Below are 19,406 nucleotides of genomic sequence, written 5' to 3' on the forward strand. Positions count from 1 at the left end.
GAGAACACCCATGAACCAGCGTCTCACCCTTCCGGCGCCGGCCGGGACCCAAGCGGCGTCGTTACCTAGGAAGGCCGGTAGCCGGGCGTCTTGGTTCTGGACTTCGTTGCTGATCCTGATTACCGCTATCGTGCTGTTTCCGGTGATCTGGGTCGGCAGCTTCATGTTCCGGCCGGATGCGGCGATGTTCGCCCGGCCGACGCAATGGCTGTTTGAGCCGACCATGGCGCACTTCCAGTACGTGATCGACAACGGTTTCATTGGCTACTTGGGTACTTCGGTGCTGCTGGCCTCGATCAGCACCCTGCTGGTGGTGCTGCTGGGCACGCCCGCGGCTTATGCCTTCGCCCGGTTCAAGCTGCGGTTCAAGGATGATCTATTCCTGTTCGTGCTGGCTACTCGCATGGCGCCGCCGATTTGCATGGTCATCCCGTTCTACATGATCTTTTCCAAGGTTGGGCTGATGGACACTTATGTCGGGCTGACGCTGGCCTACCTGACGTTCAACCTGTCGTTCTACATCTGGGTCATGAGCAGTTTCTGCAAGGACCTGCCGGTGGCGCTCGAGGAGGTCGCAATGCTCGAGGGTTACAACCGTTTCGCCATCTTCCTGCGGGTGGTGCTGCCGCTGCTGCGCTCGGGCATTGTCGCCACGGGCATGCTCTGTTTCATCTTCGCCTGGAATGAGTTCATGTTCGCCTTCATGCTCGGCGGCCAGGAGGTCAAGACGCTGCCGGTTGCCGTGCCGGAGCTGATCACCACTCAGGGCGTGCGCTGGGGCGCCATGGCCATCGTCGGTACGCTGTCGCTGATTCCGGTGATGCTCGCCGTGTTCTTCTTGCAGAAGCACATTGTCCGCGGTCTCACCATGGGTGCCGTGAAGGGCTAGGCGATCGCTGCAGCACGTCCATGAACCCTCACCGGAGGTCAAACCATGACTCATCACGTCATTGCGCCCACCCATGAATCGATGGTCTGGGGCCTGCTCAGCGCGGAGTTTGCGCCGGTGCTGAGCGTCGCTTCGGGCGATACCGTTTCGCTGTCCTCGTTTCCCGCCGGCGGAAAGGAATGCTTGCCCGCAGAGTCTTCTCGCATCCTTCCGGAATACCTCGAAGCGCTGGATAGGCTGCACAAGGGCCCAGGCCCTCATTTCGTCACCGGTCCGGTATACGTGCAGGGGGCGATGCCCGGGGACACGCTGCAGGTCGACATCCTCGATGCCCGGCCGACCATGGACTGGGGCTATGTATCGATCCTGCCATTGCTGGGCACGCTGCCTGACGAGTTCACCGACTATCAGACGATCCACCCGCACATCGATGCCGCCCGCGGCGTCGCGACCCTGCCGTGGGGAACCGAAATCGATCTGGATCCTTTCTTCGGTATCGTCGCGGTTGCCCCGCCGCCGGCCTGGGGGCGCTGCACCTCGTCAGTCCCGCGTGCCTTCGGTGGGAACATGGACAACAAGGAGCTCAAGCCGGGCACGACGCTTTACCTGCCGGTGTTCAACGAAGGTGCTCTGTTCTATGCCGGAGATGGGCACGGGGTGCAGGGTGATGGCGAGGTGTGCATCACCGCCCTGGAAATGGGCATTACCGGAACCTTCCGACTGACCGTACGCAAGGATCTGAAGATCGAGCATCCCTTCGCCGAGTCGCCTACCCAGCTGATTTCAATCGGTCTCGACGAGGACCTGGACGATGCCGCCAGGCAAGCAGTGCGCGAGATGGTCCGACACCTTTGCGCCCGCACCGGGCTATCGCGCAACGAGGCCTACATGCTGTGCTCGCTGGCCGGAAACCTTCGGGTTACCCAACTGGTGGACGGCAACAAGGGTGTGCACATGATGATGCCGAAGCGGTATCTCTGAGGCGCTGCGCTCAGACACCGAGCAAGGTTCCGGTGCTGCGGCGCCGCAGCCTCTGTCCTCATCGACGCATGCCGTCGCGCCTGTCAGGCCAGCCGGAACGGCACGGTGCCGCAATCGTTGTTGGCTTCCACCAGCTTGATCAACTGCAGCAGGAACAGGTCGCGTTGATCAGCGGGGATGTCTTCGATGGTGCGCTCATGCGCGCGGGAGACCGCGGCATCCATTTTCTTGATCAGGTATTTACCCTTGCGCGTCAGCTTCACCAGCTTGACGCGGCGGTCGTCGGTGCTCTGGCGCCGCTGTAGCAGCTCGCGGCCCTCCAGTCGTGGGATGACTTCAGCGACGCTGGTGCGCTCAAGCCCGATCTCCAGGGCGAGGGTAATCTGGTCCATCTCACCGTGAGTGTTGAGTGCGGTCATCAGACTGTACTGCACCGGGGTGATATTGAATTCACGCGTTTCCTGCAGGAATAGCGCGCAGTGGATCTGATGCAACCGGCGGATCAGGAAGCCGGGCCGGGTGAGCAGGGCGGAGCGGCCGTAGGCCGCTTCCAGTTGGGCCTTTGTATCGATTGTCTCTGGACTATTCATAGCTCTCGCCGTCAGTTGGCCCGGCCGATGCAAGGTGGCTTCGGCGCGGCTGCAGTCGCCTGGATTGTAAGCGCATATCAAGGAGGCGTGCCGCTGATAAGTTGTTTGGCGAGCACCGAACGGGCGTGTTCGTGCGAGCTTTCCATGCAAGTGTCCGGCCAAACCAGCCGGTCGGGTGGCCTCCCAACGTGGACCGGGGAGTGACTCTGCAGGGCCCCGAGGGCGGACCGTCCATCGTCGGAACCGCAAACCCAGCGGACCCTCCTTCGGCTAACTCAGTGGCATACCCCTTGTCTTGCCGCATGCTGGTGCGCGGGCATTGAGGCGCTGCCCGCCAGCGTGCAGCGTTCATACCAGTGATCGCCGGCAGGTGTGCTGATCTAGATCAATACGCGGTGCACCACGCTTTTCTCTAGAAAAAATATCCTTTGCTTTCAATGCGCTGTCGGTGTCGGTGCTGATGATCGTGAAGCGTGGCATAGGAGTTGCTCTGCTCGAAGATATTCGGAACGTGCCTTAGGCCCGTTCCGAGATCCGGCCGCACGCAGGGGTTCGCCACGCGTGCTTCGCCGGCCCCGGCGGGAGCCGGGCGCAGCGAGCGTGCGGAAGTCGCCCCGACTGTCCGTTGGACTACGCATTCACCACGTATCACCACGATAAAAAATGCCGGAGAGCCTCATGTTCAATCGTAAAAAGCTATTGGCCGTACTGGTGTCGGGCGCGTTGTTCGCTTCCCAAGGCTACGCCGAGGAAACCATCAAGATTGGGGTGTCGCAGCCGCTGACCGGCCCGGTCGCCGCGGCCGGTACTTATGTCACTAACGGGGCGCGGCTGGCCGCGGACTATCTCAACGCCAACGGCGGCGTGCTCGGCAAGCAAATCGAACTCGTGATCGAAGACAACAAGTCCAACCCGCGAGAAGCGGTCAACTCTGCCGAGAAGCTGATCCTCAGCGACAAAGTGCCGGTCATGATGGGGGCCTGGGGTTCGACCTTCACGCTCGCCACCATGCCGAAGCTGGAGGAATACGGCGTGCCGATGGTGGTCGAGACGGCATCGTCGTCCAAGGTTACCAACTCCGGCAATCCCTGGGTGTTTCGCATCAGCCCAACCTCGAAGATGGAAGCGCAGGCGTTTGCCGAGCAGCTGTCAGCGTTCCAACCGGCTATCACTAAGGTTGATTTCCTCTCGGTCAACAACGACTGGGGCTTGGGCGCCGCCACCGAATTCAAGGCGGTGTTCGAAGAGAAGGGCATCGAAGTGGGTCGAGCCGAAACCATGGCACCCGATGCGACTGACCTGTCTGCGCAGCTGGCGGCGATCAAGAACTCCGGCAGCGACACGGTGATCGTCACCTCTGGCGTCGAGCAGCTGACCCTGGCGATCCGTCAGGCCGCCGAGCAGGGTATCAAGCAGCGGATTATTACCACTGGCGGGTCCTTTCCCGAGCCGCTGGTGAAGAATCCAGGCCCCCAGGGCTACGTGAGCACCCACCTGCTGTTCTTCTCACCCTGGACCGCCGAAGAGCAAGCGGCCAATCCCGAGTTGGCCAAGGCCTACATGGATGCCTGGAACGAAAAAGGTTACCCGTTCCCAGGCCTGACCGAAGGTTTCCGCGGCTTCGACGGCATTCTGACCATCGCCGAAGCGATCCGACTCGCCGGCAAGGCTGAACCGGAAGCGATTCGAGACGCGCTATGGAAGGTCCAGGCCAAAGGTGTCAACGGTGATATCGCCTTTGACAAGGACGGACCGGAAGGCAAGGAAAGCGGGCAGAACAAGCCGAACATCTACATCGTTCAGCTGAAAGACGGCGAAGTCTCGGCATTGTGAAACCCGACCCGGACGGGCACCGGCAGGTCGTGCCCGTCGTTCGGATGTTCGGATGTTCAGGAGAAAATTTTGGATCAGTTCCTTCAGCACATCGTGAATGCCCTGGTGCTTGGCTCAACCTATGCGCTGCTCGGCATCGGACTCACCCTGATTTTCGGCATCATGCGGGTGGTGAACTTCGCCCACGGCGAGCTCTACGCCTTCGGCGCGTACGTGGCCTACGCGCTGGTGTCTCTGCTCGGTCTCAACTACTTCGGCTCGGTCCTGTTGGCCGGGGCGCTAGGGCTGCTGCTCGGCGTCGCCATCGAATTCTTGCTTCTTCGCCGCTGCAGGCTTGAAAACGTCGATGAGGTCATGCTGATCATGATCGGCCTGATGATCATCATGCAGAATGCGGAGCTGCTGCTCTGGGGGGGCGTCGCCAAGGTCGTGCCCACGCCGTTCGCGCAGGAATCGATCACCGTCGGCGGCATCTATCTGTCGCCCACCCGGCTGTTCGTGTTCTGCGCCGCCGTGGTGCTGCTGATCGCCTTTTACCTGATCATCGAGCGCTCGCGGCTCGGCCTGGCGATGCGTGCGACCTTCCAGGACCGCGACGCGGCGAAGATTGTCGGGGTCAACGTCGGCAGCATCTACACGCTCACCTTCGCTCTCGGCTCCTGCATGGCCGCGGTCACCGGAGCACTGTTGGCGCCCGTATTCGTGGTCGCGCCGACAATGGGTGATCTGGCCAGTCTGAAGGCCTTTGCCATCGTCATCCTCGGTGGCCTCGGCAACATCCCCGGTGCGGCATTGGGCGGCTTCGCCCTGGCGGCAATCGAAGAGTTCGGTTCTGGCTACATCTCGACTGCTTACCGCGACGCCCTGGGCTTCCTGGCGATTCTTATCGTGATGGTCATTCGCCCGCAGGGCCTGTTCGCCATCAAAGAGCGGGTGGGTTAGATGAACAAGATCGTGTTTTGCTTCGTGGTCGCCCTGCTGGCCCTGCTGCCGATACTGTGGCCCGACCCCTACATGCTGTCGGTGGTGTCTGCGGCCGGCATCATGATCGTCGCGGCGATCAGCCTGAACGTGCTGCTCGGCTTCACCGGCCAGCTCAGCCTCGGGCATGCCGCCTTCTTCGGGATCGGCGCTTATAGCAGCGCGCTGCTTTCGCTGGGGTTCGATGTCAATCTGTTCGGCTATTTGCTGGTGGTCGATCCCAAGCCGGTCTGGGTCGCCTTCGTCGGAGGCATCCTGGTGGCCGCCGGCTTCGGCTGGCTGATTGGCAAGCTGGCGTTCCGGGTGCGCGGCGCCTACTTCGTGATTGTCACCATCTGCTTCGCACAGGTCATGCGCATGGTTGCACTCAACTGGGTGGACCTCACCGAGGGGCCGATGGCACTGGTCTCCATCCCGGCGCTGACCCTGTGGGTGCCCGGTGAGGGTGTCATCAAGCTGGTCAGCAAGTCCGCCACTTACTGGCTGGTGCTGACGGCTAACGTGCTGGCCTATCTGCTCGTCGCGCGCCTGGTGCTCAGCCGCTTTGGCCGCGCGGCTATCGCCCTGCGGGAAAACGAGACACTGGCCAAGTCCATCGGCATCCCGGTGACCCGCTACCTGATCGTCTTCTCGGTGATCTCGGCCGGTATCGCCGGCGCCGCTGGCGGGCTCTACGCCCACACGGTGCGCATCATCGATCCGGAAGTGTTCATGTTCATCTACACCATCACCATGGTGATCATGGTCATCGCGGGCGGCAAAGGCACCCTGGCCGGACCGGTGATCGGCGGGATCATCTTCGGTCTGCTGCCGGAGCTGCTTCGCGGAATCGTGGCGCCCGAGGTGCAGTGGATGCTTTACGGAGCGTTGATGGTGTTGCTCCTGATGTTCATGCCCAAGGGCATCGTTCCGACGTTCAACGGTCTGCTCCGTCGCCTTCGTGGTCGCCTGGGCCAGAAGAAAACCGCGACCTCTCCGGCCAAGGCACGAGGAGCAAACGCATGAGTGCCCAGCTTCAGCCCACGGCGCAGCACCGAACTGACACGCCGCTACTCGCCCTGTCTGGCGTGACCATGAAGATTTCCGGCCTGGTGGCGCTCAGCGAGGTCAGCCTGGAGGTCCAGCCGGGTCAGATCGTCAGCCTGATCGGGCCTAATGGCGCCGGCAAGACCACCGCTTTCAATGTGATCTCCGGCTACATGCGCCCGACCTCCGGGACGGTGCGCTTCCTGGATGAGGACATCACCGGCCTGTCCCCTGAGCAGATCGCCGCCCGTGGTTTGGTACGCAGCTTTCAGCGCACCAGCGTGTTCGACAACTGTACGGTGTTCGAGAACATCCAGACGGCCCTGCACATGCAGGGCAGCGCCAGCCTGACGGCGTCGATCCTGCGGCTGCCATCGTTCCGCCGCGAAGAGGCGGCACTGCGCGAGCGCACCCGGGACATGCTCGAATTCGTCGGCCTGACTCGCCGTATGGACGACTTGGCCGCGAACCTCTCCTACGGCGACCAGCGCCTGCTGGGGGTGGGCATCGCGCTGGCCGCGCAACCGAAGCTGCTGCTGTTGGACGAGCCGGCCGCCGGCCTGAACCCCTCGGAAACCGACGCGTTCAAGGAGATGATCCGCAAGGTCGCCGACACCGGCGTCACCATCCTGCTGGTGGAGCACGACATGCAGATGGTCATGTCGATTTCGGACTACATCGTGGTGCTCAACCAGGGGCACCGTATCGCCGACGGTGGCCCGCAGGCCATTCAGAACAACCCGGACGTCATCCGGGCCTACCTCGGATCAGGATTGAACAGTGCTAAAGCTTGAAGATGTCACCGTGCACTACGGTGCGACCGTCGCGGTCGACAAGGTCTCGCTGCAGGTGGAGGAGGGCGAGTTCGTTACCCTCATCGGTTCCAACGGCGCGGGCAAATCCAGCACCCTGCGGGCGATCAGCGGCCTCGAACCGGTGGTCTCAGGGCGCATCACGTTCGAGGGTGCAGCGATCACCAACGGCAAGCCGCAGGACATTATCGAGCGCGGCATTGCCCATTGCCCTGAAGGGCGGCGGGTGTTCGCGCAGCTCAGCGTGCACGAGAACCTGGAAATGGGCGCCTACCGGCGCAAGGATCGCCAGGCCATTCGCGACGATGTCGAGCGCATGTACGTTCGCTTTCCGCGCTTGCGTGAGCGCACCGCGCAACCGGCCGGCACGCTTTCCGGCGGCGAACAACAAATGCTGGCGATCGCCCGGGCGCTGATGTCGCGACCTCGGTTGATCATGTTCGACGAGCCCTCGCTGGGGTTGGCGCCGAACTTCGTCGAACAGGTATTCGAGCTGGTGGCGGAAATCCGCGCGAGCGGTACCACGGTGCTGATGGTCGAGCAGAACGCCTACGCCGCGCTGGAGCTGTGCGACCGCTCCTACCTGCTTGAAACCGGCAACGTGGTGCTGCAGGGCAGCGCGCGGGAGATGCGCGAGAACCCCGATATCCGCAAGGCCTATCTGGGTGGTTGAACCGATTCAGCTCGAGGAGCGATACGTGTGAAGTCGCTGGATTTGCAGGTTGTCCGGCAGGCAATCGACTGGCTCGACGCGGGCCACGACATCTGGCTGTGCACGGTACTCGCCACCTACGGCTCGGCGCCACGCTCGCCGGGCGCGATGCTGGTCGTCCTGCGTGACGGGCGACTGCGCGGCTCGCTGTCCGGCGGTTGCGTCGAGGAGGATTTCATCCAGCGGCTCGGCGAGGGGCAGTTCGACCGGGCGCGGCAGGTCGTGCGCTACGGCGAGGGCGGGCTGGCCCCGACGCTGGTGCTGCCCTGCGGCGGCGTGCTCGACGTGCTGGTGGAGCGGCTGACGCCCGGCTGCGAGGCGAGCGAGCAACTGGCGTTGATGGAACAGGCGCTGCTCGGGCAACGCCAGCTGGTGCGCATTGTGCCGCTGGGCGCGGGCGCGACGGCAGTCGACACGGTCGGCACGCCGACTCCGCGCATCCAGCGCGACGACGATGAGATACGCATCCGCATCGGGGCCGCGCAGCGCCTGCTCATTGCCGGTATCTCGCCGGTGGCGTCTTTCTGCGCCCAGTTCGCGCTGGCGCTCGGCTATGAGGTGATCGTCTGTGATCCGCGCACGGAACTGCATGAATCCCTCCGCGTGCCTGGCGTGGAGCTTCGCAAGCAACTGCCGGCGCTGTATATCGCCGACGGCGGCTGCCACGAGCGCACGGCAGTGGTCGCACTGACCCACGATCCGCGGCTGGACGACCTGACGGTGATGGAAGCGGTCCGAACGCCGGCGTTCTACATCGGCGTGATGGGCTCGCGGCGCACCAGTGAAAAGCGCATGGAGCGCCTGCGACGGATCGGTGGGCTCGGCCCGACTGAGTTGGCCCGTGTGCACGCGCCCATCGGCCTGGCGCTGGGCAGCCGGACGCCGGCAGAAATCGCCCTGTCGGTCATGGCCGACATCCTGCGCGCGTCCAATGCGGTACCCCGCGACCGGCTCTGACTTGCCGGCTGCCGTCCATGGCTCAGGCTGAAGCGGCGACCGGCGGCTGCGGAATCGCCGCCAGCAGGGTGCGGGTGTATTCGTGCTCTGGCGCGCTGAGCAGGCGTTCGGTGGGACCTTCTTCGACCAGGCGGCCGGCCTGCATGATCATCACCCGGTCACACATCAGCCGCACCACGTTGAGGTCGTGGCTGATGAACAGGTAGCTCATGCCCAACCGCTCCTTGAGGTCGACCAGCAGGTTGAGCACGACCGCCTGTACGGAGACGTCAAGCGCCGCGGTGGGCTCGTCGAGAATCAGCATCTTCGGGTTCAGTGCGATTGCCCGGGCGATGCCGACGCGCGCTTTCTGCCCGCCGGAGAGCTGGTGCGGATAACGGTCCAGCAGATCGACAGGCAGGCCGACGTTCTCGGCCAGCTCCTCGACGCGTCGACGCAACTGCGCCTTGTCGCCGCTGGCACCGAGGCGCCGGATCGGGTCGGCAATCGCGTCACGGACCTTCCAGCGCGGGTTCAGGCTGTCGGTCGGGTCTTGGAACACCATCTGCAGCTGCGCCCGCAGCGGGTGTCGGGCGAACTGTTTACTGGATATGGCGCCGATGTCCTGGCCGTCGAACCACAGCGCCCCGGCGCTCTGGTCGAGCAGGCGCATGAGCATCGCCGAGGTGGTCGACTTGCCGCAGCCACTTTCCCCGACCAGACCCAGGCTTTCGCCCTGGTGCAGCTTGAAGGAAAGGCTATCGACCGCGCGGTGGCTGGTCGGCGAGCCGGGCGCGCCGAAGGTCTTGCTCAGCCCCTCCACCGACAGCAGCACTGGCGCGGCAGGGTTCGGCGGCGACGCCAAGGCGCGTCGCGCATCGCCCTCGGGCAGCAGGTCGGCGACCTTGGACTCCGGCCCCGGGGTGGCCTTGAGCAGACGGCGGGTGTAGTCGTGCTCGGGGTTGGAAAAGAGTGTGGCGGTATCGGCGGCTTCGACGATGCGGCCCTTCTGCATCACCACAATGCGGTCGCAGTACTGCGCGGCCAGGCCCAGGTCATGGGTGATCAGCAGGGTCGCCATGCGATGTTCGCGGGTCAGGTCCTTGATCAGGTCCAGCACCGCCTTCTGTGTGGTGACGTCCAGGCCGGTGGTCGGCTCGTCGGCGATCAGCATCTGCGGCCGGCAGGCCAGGGCGATGGCGATCACCACGCGCTGACACATGCCGCCGGACAGCTCGAACGGATAGGCGTAATAGCGTGCTTCCGGATTGGCGATGCGCACTGCGCGGAGCATGGCAATTGCCTTCTCCTTCGCATTGGTCCAGGTCGCCATGGCGTGTTCGCGCAGAACGTCCTCGATCTGCTTGCCAACCGTGCGAATCGGGTTCAGCGCGGCGCGAGGGTTCTGGAAGATCATTGAGATCTCGCGGCCGCGCAGGTCGCGCATGGCTCGCTCGTTGGCGCCGACCAGATCGATGCCGGAGAAGCGGATCGAACCACTGTGGATCGAGCCGGCACGGTCAAGGATGCGCATGATCGCGTAGGAGGTGACCGACTTGCCGGAGCCAGACTCGCCGACGATACCCAGCGTTTCACCCTTGTTCAGTTTCAGCGTGACCTGCTCGACCGCCGTGACGGTGCCGCGACGGGTGGCGAATTCGATGGTCAGATCGTCGATGTCGAGTAAAGCGGGTGGCATGGCCGGCCCTCAGGTACGACGCTGCGGGTCGACCAGATCGCGCAGGCCGTCCCCCAGCAGGTTGAAGGTGAATACCGCGAGGACCAGGGCGGCGCCAGGGAAGACCACCAGCCACCACTCACCGGAAATGATGAAGTTGGCGCCCTCGGCGACCATGATTCCCCATTCGGGCGTTGGCGGGCGCACACCCAGGCCGATGAACGAAAGCCCGGCGGCATTGAGAATGGCCCAGCCCATGTTCAGCGATATCTGCACCATCATCGGCGGCAAGGTGTTGGGAAAGATGTGCAGCGCCAGGATGCGCCAGTCACTGTTGCCGGACAGCCGCGCCGCCTGGACGAAGCCGGCGTTGCGCCGCACGTTGACCTCGGCGCGGGCCATGCGGGCGTAGAACGGCAAATTGATGATCGCCGTAGCGTAGACGATGTTTTCCACCGTGTTGCCGGCCGCGGCGACGATGCCCATGGCCAGCACGAACAGCGGAAAGGCCATGATGGTGTCCAGTAAGCGGCCGGACAGTCGATCGATCCAGCCGCCGTAGTAGCCGGCCATTGCCCCCAGCGCGGAGCCGAAGACGAACGACAGGGCGACGGCTACAAGCGCGATCGTCAGGTCAAGGCGGGTGGCCACCACCACGCGCGAGAGCACGTCGCGGCCGAGATTGTCGGTGCCAAACCAGTGCGCCGCCGAGGGCGGTTGCAGTGGCTCGCCGGCATAGGTGGCGAGCGGGTCGTAGGGCACCAGCCACGGGCCGAGGAGCGCGAGCAGCAGGATCAGCGCGAACAGCACGAAGGCCATCGCCGAGACCGGGTTTTCCGCTAGCAGGTAACGCGCCTGGCGCCAGCTGCTGGTCGGGTTGCCGGCCGCCGAATCGGATGTCGAAGCAGTCTGGCTCATCTCAACTCTCCACCCGGACCCGCGGGTCGACGAGGGTATAGATCACGTCAATCAGCAGGTTGAGCAGTACGAAGAGCACCGCCATGCACAGGACGAAGCCCTGCACCGCGGCGTAGTCGGAAACCACCAGCGCTTCGACCGCGAAAGAGCCGATGCCCGGCCAGGCGAACACCTTCTCCACCAGGACGTTGGCGCCCAAGGCGAAGGAAAACACCATACCCAGTGTGGTGATTACCGGCAGGATGGCGTTGCGCAGCCCATAGCTGTACAGCACCTTGCGCCGTGCCAGGCCGGCGGCGCGGGCGGTGCGGATGAATTCACTCTCCAGCACCTGGATCAGCGCGGCTCGGGTCATGCGGGCAATCGGCGCCAGTGTGAACAGGCCAAGGGTAATGGCCGGCAGCAGCAATTGAGTGAAGGCGGCGCGAGCCGTTTCCGGATCGCCGGCGAGCAGGGCGTCGATGACGAACGAGCCAGTCACGGTTTCCGGCGGCAGGTAGGCGAAGTCCAGCCGACCCATGGGCGACGGCGCCCAGCCCAGCAGAAAATAGAAAATGTATAGCAGCAACAGGCCGGTGAAGAAGGTCGGCAGCGAGACGCCGGCAGTGACGACCACGCGGCACAGGTGGTCGACCCAGCTGTTCGGACGGGTCGCCGCGAGGATGCCGAGCGGCAGCGCCACCAATAGGGACAGCAGCAGGGCGAACAGGGTCAGCTCCAGCGAGGCCGGAAGGCGCGATGCCAACTCGGTCAGCACGGGCTGGCCGGTAGAGATCGATTGTCCCAGTTCACCCTGCAGCAGATCGCCGATGTAGCTGACGAACTGTAGCGGGAGCGGTCGGTCGAGCCCCATTTGCTGGCGAATCTCGGTGATCGACTGTTCGTCAGCCATGGGGCCGGCGAAATACACGGCCGGGTCGCCCGGCAGCGCGCGGGTCAGCAGAAAGGAGACCAGCACGATGCCGAACAGCGCGGGAACGGCTTGGAGCAGCCGCAACAGGACCAGTTTGAGTTTGTTCGAGACGCGCATTGATCAGCCCTGGCGCCCCTCGAGTTTCAACGGACGGATGTCCAGCTGACGGTGGAACCAGTACTGGTAGCCCTGCACCTGTGGCCCCATGGCGACATTCACCGAGGGTTGCCAGAGCGGAATGCGGGGCACGTCGTCCATGGCAATCTCGATCATGCGCAGAATCTTCGGTCGGTACTGCGGGTCGTCCTGTTCCATGTACAGGGTTTCTTCAACCAACTGGCGGATCTCGGCGTTCTCGTAGTTCGAGGAGTTGAACAGGTTGCCCTTCAGGTAGGCCCAGTAGAAGTAGTAGTCGGGCGTGTTCAGCCAGCCGCCGAAGTTCTCCAGATGCAGCGGGAGCTTCTTCTCAACCAGCGCGACGGTTCGCCAGTTGGCGCCGGGAACCTTGTTCAACGTGGCGCGAATGCCGATGCGTTGCAGGTTTTGCTGGATCAACAGGGCGGTAGGTTCGGCCCAGTCGGCCTGGCCCAGGTCGAATGACAGCGGCACCTCGAAACCGTCCTTGTAGTCGGTTTCAGCGAGCAGCGCCTGAGCCTTGTCCAGGTCTGTGACGTAGGGAAAGGGCTGTGGCCAGATGGCTTCGGTGGGCTTGCCGCTCTGCGCGCCCCACATGGGTAGGCCTCGCTCGTAGGCGGCGTTGCGGAAGATGTCTTCGTAGGGCACCGCGTGGGCGATGGCCTGACGCACGCGCTTGTCCTTGAAGGGCTCGAAGTCCAGATTCGTGGCGAGCACGAACAGGCAGTTCTCGATCGGCGTGCTGACCACCTTCACCTTGCCGCCGGCGTCCAACTCCTTGGCGTCCTTGTTCGGGATGTCGAAGGAGATGTTCACGTCGCCCCGTTCGATCAACGCGCGGCGGGTCGAGGTCGACGGCAGCTCGCGGATCACCACGCGCTGCAGTGCCGGTAACGGGCCGCATTTCCAGTCGTCGTTGCGCTCGTAGACCAGTTGCTGGCCGACGTCCCAGCGCTGCACCTTGAAGGCGCCGGAGCCGAGTGCGGTGCGGTGCAGGAATTCAGTGGCCCAAGGGTCGGACTCGTTAGCCTCGGCCTTGGCCGCGATCGAGTTGATGATGATCGGAACCGGCGTCGCCAGGTCGGGGCGGGTCAGCTTGGACGGATGCAGCAGATGAATCCGGAAGGTGTGGTCGTCCACCGCCTCGAACTGCTCGGGCTTTTCCAGCGAGCCGGCCTTCATCTGCATGGTGGGGAAGCCGCCGACGCTGACCGCGCGATCGAACGACCACTTGACGTCATGCGCTGTGACTGGCTTGCCGTCCCAGAAGGTGGCGTCCTGGCGCAGGTGAAAGGTGATGGACGTGCCGTCTTCGGCGGTTTCCCACTTGGTCGCCAGTTCCGGGACCAGGCTGCTGTAGTCGTAGCTGACAGAGCCGTCCTCGAGCGTCTTGGTGCCGAAAGAGACCAGGCGGTCGTAGCAATTCACGGCGACCTGGTAGCTGGGGCGATTGGTCCCGCTGCGATGGATGTCGAGACTGTTGATCGAGGCACCGAGCGCCACGACCAGCGGACGGCTCGAGGCGGCATGGGCGGGAAGGCTCTTTAACAGGGGCAATATGCCGGCACCCAGGGTAGCCAGCGAGACTCCTTTGGTGAATGTGCGACGGTCCATGGTGGGTTCTCGTTTAAAGATACATACACCTGCGTTGCACAATGCAGGCCACATGAACTCCAACCGTCAACAGCCGCTGGGACCGTGAGAAAAAACAGCTCGTAATGATCAGTTAAGGGGCATGCCTCGCAAAAATGCGAGATTGTAGAGCGTAAGCGTTGATACGGCCGCCCCTTGTTGGGAGACGACAGGTCTCGCTTCGATTCAGGGGCTGTGTTGGTGAGCAAACGTGCCCTTGGCGGACGTGCTTACTTGGTGATGGCGTCTCTGAACAAGGGCCAGCGAGCAACGCTCGCTGGCCCTGTCATTACTCTGCTGCCTTCCATCGCGTTTATCGCCGACCTGCACCGGGCGCGCCGGCTTGGTGTGTCGTTCCAACGGTCGATGGGACATTTTGAAGCGTATTGAAAAGAGACGCGGATGGCACTCAATCCCAGCTCAACGCCCCACCTGTCTGATACTCGATGACCCGCGTCTCGAAGAAGTTCTTTTCCTTCTTCAAATCCATGATTTCGCTCATCCACGGGAACGGATTGGTGGTGCCTGGGTACTCTTCCTTCAGGCCAATCTGCGTCAGGCGGCGGTTGGCGATGAACTTGAGGTAGTCCTCCATCATCGTGGCGTTCATGCCGAGGACGCCGCGGGGCATGGTGTCGCGGGCGTATTCGATCTCGAGCTGGGTGCCCTGGAGGATCATCTGGGTCGCTTCATCCTTCATGGCCGCGTCCCACAGGTGCGGGTTTTCGATCTTGATCTGGTTGATCACGTCGATGCCGAAGTTCAGGTGCATCGATTCGTCGCGCAGGATGTATTGGAACTGCTCGGCGGTGCCGGTCATCTTGTTGCGACGGCCCATGGACAGGATCTGGGTGAAGCCGCAGTAGAAGAAGATGCCTTCCAGCACGCAGTAGTAGGCGATGAGGTTGCGCAGGAATTCCTTGTCGGTCTCGACGGTGCCGGTGTTGAACTGCGGATCGGAGATCGAACGGGTGTATTTGAGGCCCCAGGAGGCTTTCTTCGCGACGCTCGGAATCTCGTGGTACATGTTGAAGATTTCGCCTTCATCCATGCCCAGCGACTCGATGCAGTACTGGTAGGCGTGGGTGTGGATGGCCTCTTCGAAGGCCTGGCGCAGGATGTACTGGCGGCACTCGGGGTTGGTGATCAGGCGGTAGACGGCCAGGACCAGATTGTTGGCGACCAGGCTGTCGGCGGTGGAAAAAAAGCCGAGGTTGCGCTTGACGATGCGACGTTCGTCCTCGGAAAGCCCGTCCGGGCTCTTCCACAGGGCGATGTCGGCGTTCATGTTCACTTCCTGTGGCATCCAGTGGTTGGCGCAACCATCGAGATACTTCTGCCAGGCCCAGTCGTACTTGAAGGGCACGAGCTGATTGAGATCGGCGCGGGCGTTGATCATCTGCTTGTCGCCGACGTGAACGCGGGCGGAGGCACCTTCGAGGTCGTCCAGGCCTTCCTGGATATCGAGGTCGTCGAGGGCCTTCTTGGCGCGGGCGATGGCAGCGGAGTCGTCAGCGGCGACAGCGCGGGCTTCTTCGACGGAGCCGGCGGCGTCCCGGTCGAGCTTGGCCGGCGTGGCGGTCGCGGCGGCGTGTGGTGCAGCCTGCGTGGCGACGCCCGGCGTGGCGGTGGTGGTTTCTTCTTCGTCGAATTCGTCCCAGCTCAGCATGGCGGTTTCTCCTGATTGGGGACCGGTCAATGCCGGTCGAAATATTGGGTGGCTTTTGGTTGTGCACGCAAAAGCGAGAATCTGTTGTGTGTTTAGGCGGCCGAGTGGCTGCCGATGGTGGATGCAAAAGGCGGCATCCACCCTATGAGCCAGGCGTTTCCCTCGCTCCTACATAAACCAAAAGCGAACACGGCAGCAGCACGGCGTGAGCGCGAGGCTGAGCGAGGCAGCGCTAGGCGTCTGCCAGGCCGGAGCCCCTGAGCGTACGTATGTACGTGATGGGGGGCCGGCTTGGCGGACAACAACGCGCGGTCCGCTCCGCTTCGTACGTCAGCTAACTACTACTTATTGGCAGGCTTCGCAGTCTGGTTCATCAATGGCACAGGCTTTTGGCACCGGTGCCGGGCCTGCCGACATTTCCGGGGCGGGTGCTGCCTTGGCCGGGGCCGCGCTGGCACCGCTGTTGCCGCCGCTGGACACCGCGTTGAGCTTGCCGGTGTTGACGGTGGACTTCTCGGTGCTGGTCGCGGCCAGGGCACGGAGGTAGTAGGTGGTTTTCAGACCACGGTACCAGGCCATGCGGTAGGTCACGTCGAGCTTCTTGCCCGAGGCGCCGGCGATGTAAAGGTTCAGCGATTGGGCCTGGTCGATCCACTTCTGGCGGCGGCTGGCGGCATCGACGATCCACTTGGTTTCCACTTCGAAGGCGGTCGCGTAGAGGTCTTTCAACTCCTGCGGGATGCGCTCGATCTGCTGCACGGAACCGTCGTAGTACTTGAGGTCGTTGATCATGACCGCGTCCCACAGGCCGCGCGCCTTGAGGTCGCGAACCAGGTAGGGGTTGATCACGGTGAACTCGCCCGACAGGTTCGATTTCACGTACAGGTTCTGGTAGGTCGGCTCGATCGACTGCGACACGCCAGTGATGTTGGCGATGGTGGCGGTCGGTGCGATGGCCATGATGTTCGAGTTGCGGATACCACCCTTGACGCGCTCGCGCACCGGGGCCCAGTCCAGGGACTCGGTCAGGTCGACATCGATGTACTTCTGACCCCGCGCCTCGATGAGGATCTGCTGCGAGTCCAGCGGCAGGATGCCCTGGCTCCACAACGAACCCTGGAAGGTTTCGTAGGCGCCGCGTTCGTCGGCCAGGTCGCAGGATGCCTGGATCGCGTAGTAGCTGACCGCTTCCATGGATTTGTCGGCGAACTCGATGGCCGCATCGGAACCGTACGGGATGTGCTGCAGGTACAGCGCGTCCTGGAAGCCCATGATGCCCAGGCCCACGGGGCGGTGCTTGAGGTTGGAGTTGCGTGCCTGCGGCACCGAGTAGTAGTTGATGTCGATGACGTTATCGAGCATCCGCACGGCGGTACGCACGGTGCGCGCCAGCTTCTCGGTGTCGAGTTTGCCGTCGACGATGTGCCGGGGCAGGTTGATCGAGCCCAGGTTGCAGACGGCGATTTCGTCCTTGTTGGTGTTCAGCGTGATCTCGGTGCAGAGGTTCGAGCTGTGCACCACGCCGACGTGCTGCTGCGGGCTGCGCAGGTTGCACGGGTCCTTGAAGGTCAGCCATGGGTGGCCGGTTTCGAACAGCATGGAGAGCATCTTGCGCCACAGGTCTTTGGCCTGCAGGGTCTTGTAGTTCTTGATCTTGCCGTATTCGATCAGGGCTTCGTAGTACTCGTAGCGCTCCTCGAAGGCCTTGCCGGTGAGGTCATGCAGGTCCGGTACTTCGCTCGGCGAGAACAGCGTCCACTTGCCGTCGTCGAAGACGCGCTTCATGAACAGGTCCGGAATCCAGTTGGCGGTGTTCATGTCGTGGGTACGGCGACGGTCGTCACCGGTGTTCTTGCGCAGCTCGAGGAATTCCTCGATGTCCAGGTGCCAGGTTTCCAGGTAGGCGCAGACCGCGCCTTTGCGCTTGCCGCCCTGGTTGACCGCGACGGCGGTGTCGTTGACCACTTTCAGGAAGGGCACGACGCCCTGGGATTTACCGTTGGTGCCTTTGATGTAGGCGCCCAGCGCCCGGACAGGCGTCCAGTCGTTGCCCAGGCCGCCGGCGAACTTGGAGAGCAGGGCGTTATCGCGAATGGCGTCGTAGATGCCGCCCAGGTCGTCCGGCACGGTGGTCAGGTAGCACGAGGACAGCTGCGGACGCAGGGTGCCGGCGTTGAACAGGGTCGGCGTGGAGGCCATGTAGTCGAAGGACGACAGCAGGTTGTAGAACTCGATGGCGCGGGCCTCGCGCTGTTCTTCCTCGATGGCCAGGCCCATGGCGACGCGCATGAAGAAAATCTGCGGCAGCTCGAAACGCACACCATCCTTGTGGATGAAATAGCGGTCGTACAGGGTCTGCAGGCCAAGGTAGGTGAACTGCTGGTCCTGCTCGTGGTTGATCGCAGCGCCGAGCCTGGCCAGATCGTATTCCTTCAGGCGCGGATCGAGCAGCTCGAATTCCACACCCTTTTCCACATAGGCCGGCAGCGCCTTGGCGTACAGGTCGGCCATCTCATGGTGGGTGGCGGCTTCGGCGACTTCCAGGAAGCTCAGGGCCTCGGCGCGCAGGGTGTCCATCAGCAGGCGGGCGGTGACGTAGGAGTAGTTCGGCTCACGCTCGACCAGGGTACGGGCGGTCATCACCAGAGCAGTGTTGACGTCGGTCTGCTCAACGCCGTCGTAGAGGTTCTTCAGGGTTTCTTTCTGGATCAGCGCGCCATCGACTTCTTCGAGGCCTTCGCAGGCTTCGGTGATGATGGTGTTCATGCGGCCCAGGTCCAGCGGCGCCATGCTGCCGTCGGCGCGCTTGATGCGAATGCTCGGATGGGCTTCGACCGGTGCGTCGACGGCGCCGCGCTTGCGCTCCTGGCTGCGCGATTCGCGATAGATGACGTAGTCGCGGGCGACTTTCTGCTCGCCGGAACGCATCAGGGCCAGTTCGACCTGGTCCTGGATTTCTTCGATGTGAATGGTGCCGCCGGAGGGCATGCGGCGCTTGAAGGTGGCGGTGACCTGCTCGGTCAGACGCTGCACGGTGTCGTGGATGCGCGAGGAGGCGGCGGCGCTACCGCCTTCCACTGCGAGAAACGCCTTGGTGATGGCGACGGTGATCTTGTCATCGGTATAGGGGACGACTGTACCGTTGCGCTTGATCACGCGCAGCTGGCCCGGCGCAGTGGCGGCCAGGTCCAGCGTGCTGTCGGCTGCCTGCGGGTTCTCGCGAATGGACTCGTTCTGCATGGGGTCTCCGGATTCTCTCTGTCTCGGTAGCTCGTTTAGGTGTCAGGCCTGCCTTGTGGGCGGCCCTGATCGGGTGTCGCTGTCTGGTACTGCATGAACCATGCCCCGGCGAGCGGGCGCATGGGTGTTACAAAAAGAAAATGACTCGACGCGGGGTGGCGGCGAATCGACTGTCACGAAGAATAGTCACGAGCTGTGAAGATCACAACTCCAAAACACTACATGTAGTGTGACGTACTCATCGACTGCACCATTGCTGGACTTGAGCGAAATCAACGCTGGGCTCGGCAAACCTGGGTTTGCGGGGTTGATTCTCTGCGCCCTGAGCAGGCGCAAACCGGTCAAAAACAAGGAAAAACTTTTTTGCTTGCGTTTTTCGGCATTTGTGTCTGTTGTGCTGTTTGAACCCCACATATAGGGTCAAAACGGGCAAGGGCGACACGATAGTGGTGCTGCAGGGC

General features: G+C 63.1%; 15 protein-coding genes. 8 read left to right on the top strand and 7 right to left on the bottom strand.

Annotation, left to right across the window (positions count from 1 at the left end; all coding sequences use genetic code 11):
- Positions 1 to 10: 10 nt before the first annotated feature.
- Entirely contained in the window at positions 11 to 889 is an 879-nt protein-coding gene (locus GQA94_RS10225; RefSeq protein ID WP_158187917.1) for a carbohydrate ABC transporter permease, read from the top strand.
- Positions 890 to 934: 45 nt separating this feature from the next.
- Positions 935 to 1,870, top strand: coding sequence for an acetamidase/formamidase family protein (locus tag GQA94_RS10230; protein ID WP_158187918.1), 936 nt, complete (start codon positions 935 to 937; stop codon positions 1,868 to 1,870).
- A gap of 83 nt (positions 1,871 to 1,953) precedes the next feature.
- Here GQA94_RS10230 and GQA94_RS10235 read toward each other — a convergent pair whose 3' ends face one another.
- Positions 1,954 to 2,460, bottom strand: a complete 507-nt coding sequence (locus GQA94_RS10235; protein ID WP_158187919.1) for a MarR family winged helix-turn-helix transcriptional regulator — start codon at positions 2,458 to 2,460, stop codon at positions 1,954 to 1,956.
- Positions 2,461 to 3,138: 678 nt separating this feature from the next.
- Between GQA94_RS10235 and GQA94_RS10240 the strand changes: the two genes are divergently transcribed.
- The 6 genes from GQA94_RS10240 to GQA94_RS10265 all read left to right on the top strand — a co-directional run bounded on the left by GQA94_RS10240 (position 3,139) and on the right by GQA94_RS10265 (position 8,781).
- A complete protein-coding gene (locus GQA94_RS10240) occupies positions 3,139 to 4,293 on the top strand; it encodes an ABC transporter substrate-binding protein (RefSeq protein WP_158187920.1) in 1,155 nt (384 codons plus the stop codon).
- A gap of 69 nt (positions 4,294 to 4,362) precedes the next feature.
- Positions 4,363 to 5,235 carry a branched-chain amino acid ABC transporter permease gene (locus tag GQA94_RS10245; protein WP_158187921.1) on the top strand — a complete coding sequence of 291 codons (873 nt, stop codon included), beginning with the start codon at positions 4,363 to 4,365 and terminating at the stop codon, positions 5,233 to 5,235.
- Positions 5,236 to 6,279, top strand: a complete 1,044-nt coding sequence (locus tag GQA94_RS10250) for a branched-chain amino acid ABC transporter permease (protein ID WP_158187922.1) — start codon at positions 5,236 to 5,238, stop codon at positions 6,277 to 6,279. It abuts the gene before it with no gap.
- Positions 6,276 to 7,094 carry an ABC transporter ATP-binding protein gene (locus tag GQA94_RS10255; protein WP_158187923.1) on the top strand — a complete coding sequence of 273 codons (819 nt, stop codon included), beginning with the start codon at positions 6,276 to 6,278 and terminating at the stop codon, positions 7,092 to 7,094. Before GQA94_RS10250 ends, GQA94_RS10255 begins: the two co-directional genes overlap by 4 nt.
- A complete protein-coding gene (locus GQA94_RS10260; RefSeq protein WP_158187924.1) occupies positions 7,081 to 7,785 on the top strand; it encodes an ABC transporter ATP-binding protein in 705 nt (234 codons plus the stop codon). The genes GQA94_RS10255 and GQA94_RS10260 overlap by 14 nt, the downstream gene beginning before the upstream one ends.
- A gap of 27 nt (positions 7,786 to 7,812) precedes the next feature.
- Complete coding sequence (locus GQA94_RS10265; RefSeq protein WP_158187925.1) at positions 7,813 to 8,781, top strand: XdhC family protein; 969 nt, start codon at positions 7,813 to 7,815, stop codon at positions 8,779 to 8,781.
- A 22-nt stretch (positions 8,782 to 8,803) separates the two neighbouring features.
- Here the strand turns inward: GQA94_RS10265 and GQA94_RS10270 are convergent, their stop codons facing one another.
- The 6 genes from GQA94_RS10270 to GQA94_RS10295 all read right to left on the bottom strand — a co-directional run bounded on the left by GQA94_RS10270 (position 8,804) and on the right by GQA94_RS10295 (position 18,945).
- Positions 8,804 to 10,459 carry an ABC transporter ATP-binding protein gene (locus GQA94_RS10270; RefSeq protein WP_158187926.1) on the bottom strand — a complete coding sequence of 552 codons (1,656 nt, stop codon included), beginning with the start codon at positions 10,457 to 10,459 and terminating at the stop codon, positions 8,804 to 8,806.
- Between the two features lie 9 nt (positions 10,460 to 10,468).
- On the bottom strand, positions 10,469 to 11,356 hold the full coding sequence (locus tag GQA94_RS10275) for an ABC transporter permease (protein ID WP_158187927.1): 888 nt from the start codon (positions 11,354 to 11,356) through the stop codon (positions 10,469 to 10,471).
- 1 nt (position 11,357) lies between these two features.
- Positions 11,358 to 12,386, bottom strand: a complete 1,029-nt coding sequence (locus tag GQA94_RS10280; RefSeq protein ID WP_158187928.1) for an ABC transporter permease — start codon at positions 12,384 to 12,386, stop codon at positions 11,358 to 11,360.
- Between the two features lie 3 nt (positions 12,387 to 12,389).
- Positions 12,390 to 14,018, bottom strand: coding sequence for an ABC transporter substrate-binding protein (locus tag GQA94_RS10285; protein WP_158187929.1), 1,629 nt, complete (start codon positions 14,016 to 14,018; stop codon positions 12,390 to 12,392).
- A 427-nt stretch (positions 14,019 to 14,445) separates the two neighbouring features.
- Positions 14,446 to 15,705, bottom strand: a complete 1,260-nt coding sequence (locus GQA94_RS10290) for a ribonucleotide-diphosphate reductase subunit beta (RefSeq protein ID WP_158187930.1) — start codon at positions 15,703 to 15,705, stop codon at positions 14,446 to 14,448.
- A 345-nt stretch (positions 15,706 to 16,050) separates the two neighbouring features.
- Positions 16,051 to 18,945, bottom strand: coding sequence for a ribonucleoside-diphosphate reductase subunit alpha (locus GQA94_RS10295; protein ID WP_158187931.1), 2,895 nt, complete (start codon positions 18,943 to 18,945; stop codon positions 16,051 to 16,053).
- Between the last annotated feature and the right edge of the window lie 461 nt (positions 18,946 to 19,406).

Source organism: Stutzerimonas stutzeri, assembly GCF_009789555.1.
Lineage (GTDB): Bacteria > Pseudomonadota > Gammaproteobacteria > Pseudomonadales > Pseudomonadaceae > Stutzerimonas > Stutzerimonas stutzeri_R.

Coding starts and splice junctions, on each gene's coding strand:
- GQA94_RS10225 (WP_158187917.1), top strand. CDS start 11: ATGAACCAGCGTCTCACCCTTCCGGCGCCGGCCGGGACCCAAGCGGCG.
- GQA94_RS10230 (WP_158187918.1), top strand. CDS start 935: ATGACTCATCACGTCATTGCGCCCACCCATGAATCGATGGTCTGGGGC.
- GQA94_RS10235 (WP_158187919.1), bottom strand. CDS start 2,460: ATGAATAGTCCAGAGACAATCGATACAAAGGCCCAACTGGAAGCGGCC.
- GQA94_RS10240 (WP_158187920.1), top strand. CDS start 3,139: ATGTTCAATCGTAAAAAGCTATTGGCCGTACTGGTGTCGGGCGCGTTG.
- GQA94_RS10250 (WP_158187922.1), top strand. CDS start 5,236: ATGAACAAGATCGTGTTTTGCTTCGTGGTCGCCCTGCTGGCCCTGCTG.
- GQA94_RS10255 (WP_158187923.1), top strand. CDS start 6,276: ATGAGTGCCCAGCTTCAGCCCACGGCGCAGCACCGAACTGACACGCCG.
- GQA94_RS10270 (WP_158187926.1), bottom strand. CDS start 10,459: ATGCCACCCGCTTTACTCGACATCGACGATCTGACCATCGAATTCGCC.
- GQA94_RS10275 (WP_158187927.1), bottom strand. CDS start 11,356: ATGAGCCAGACTGCTTCGACATCCGATTCGGCGGCCGGCAACCCGACC.
- GQA94_RS10280 (WP_158187928.1), bottom strand. CDS start 12,386: ATGCGCGTCTCGAACAAACTCAAACTGGTCCTGTTGCGGCTGCTCCAA.
- GQA94_RS10285 (WP_158187929.1), bottom strand. CDS start 14,018: ATGGACCGTCGCACATTCACCAAAGGAGTCTCGCTGGCTACCCTGGGT.
- GQA94_RS10290 (WP_158187930.1), bottom strand. CDS start 15,705: ATGCTGAGCTGGGACGAATTCGACGAAGAAGAAACCACCACCGCCACG.
- GQA94_RS10295 (WP_158187931.1), bottom strand. CDS start 18,945: ATGCAGAACGAGTCCATTCGCGAGAACCCGCAGGCAGCCGACAGCACG.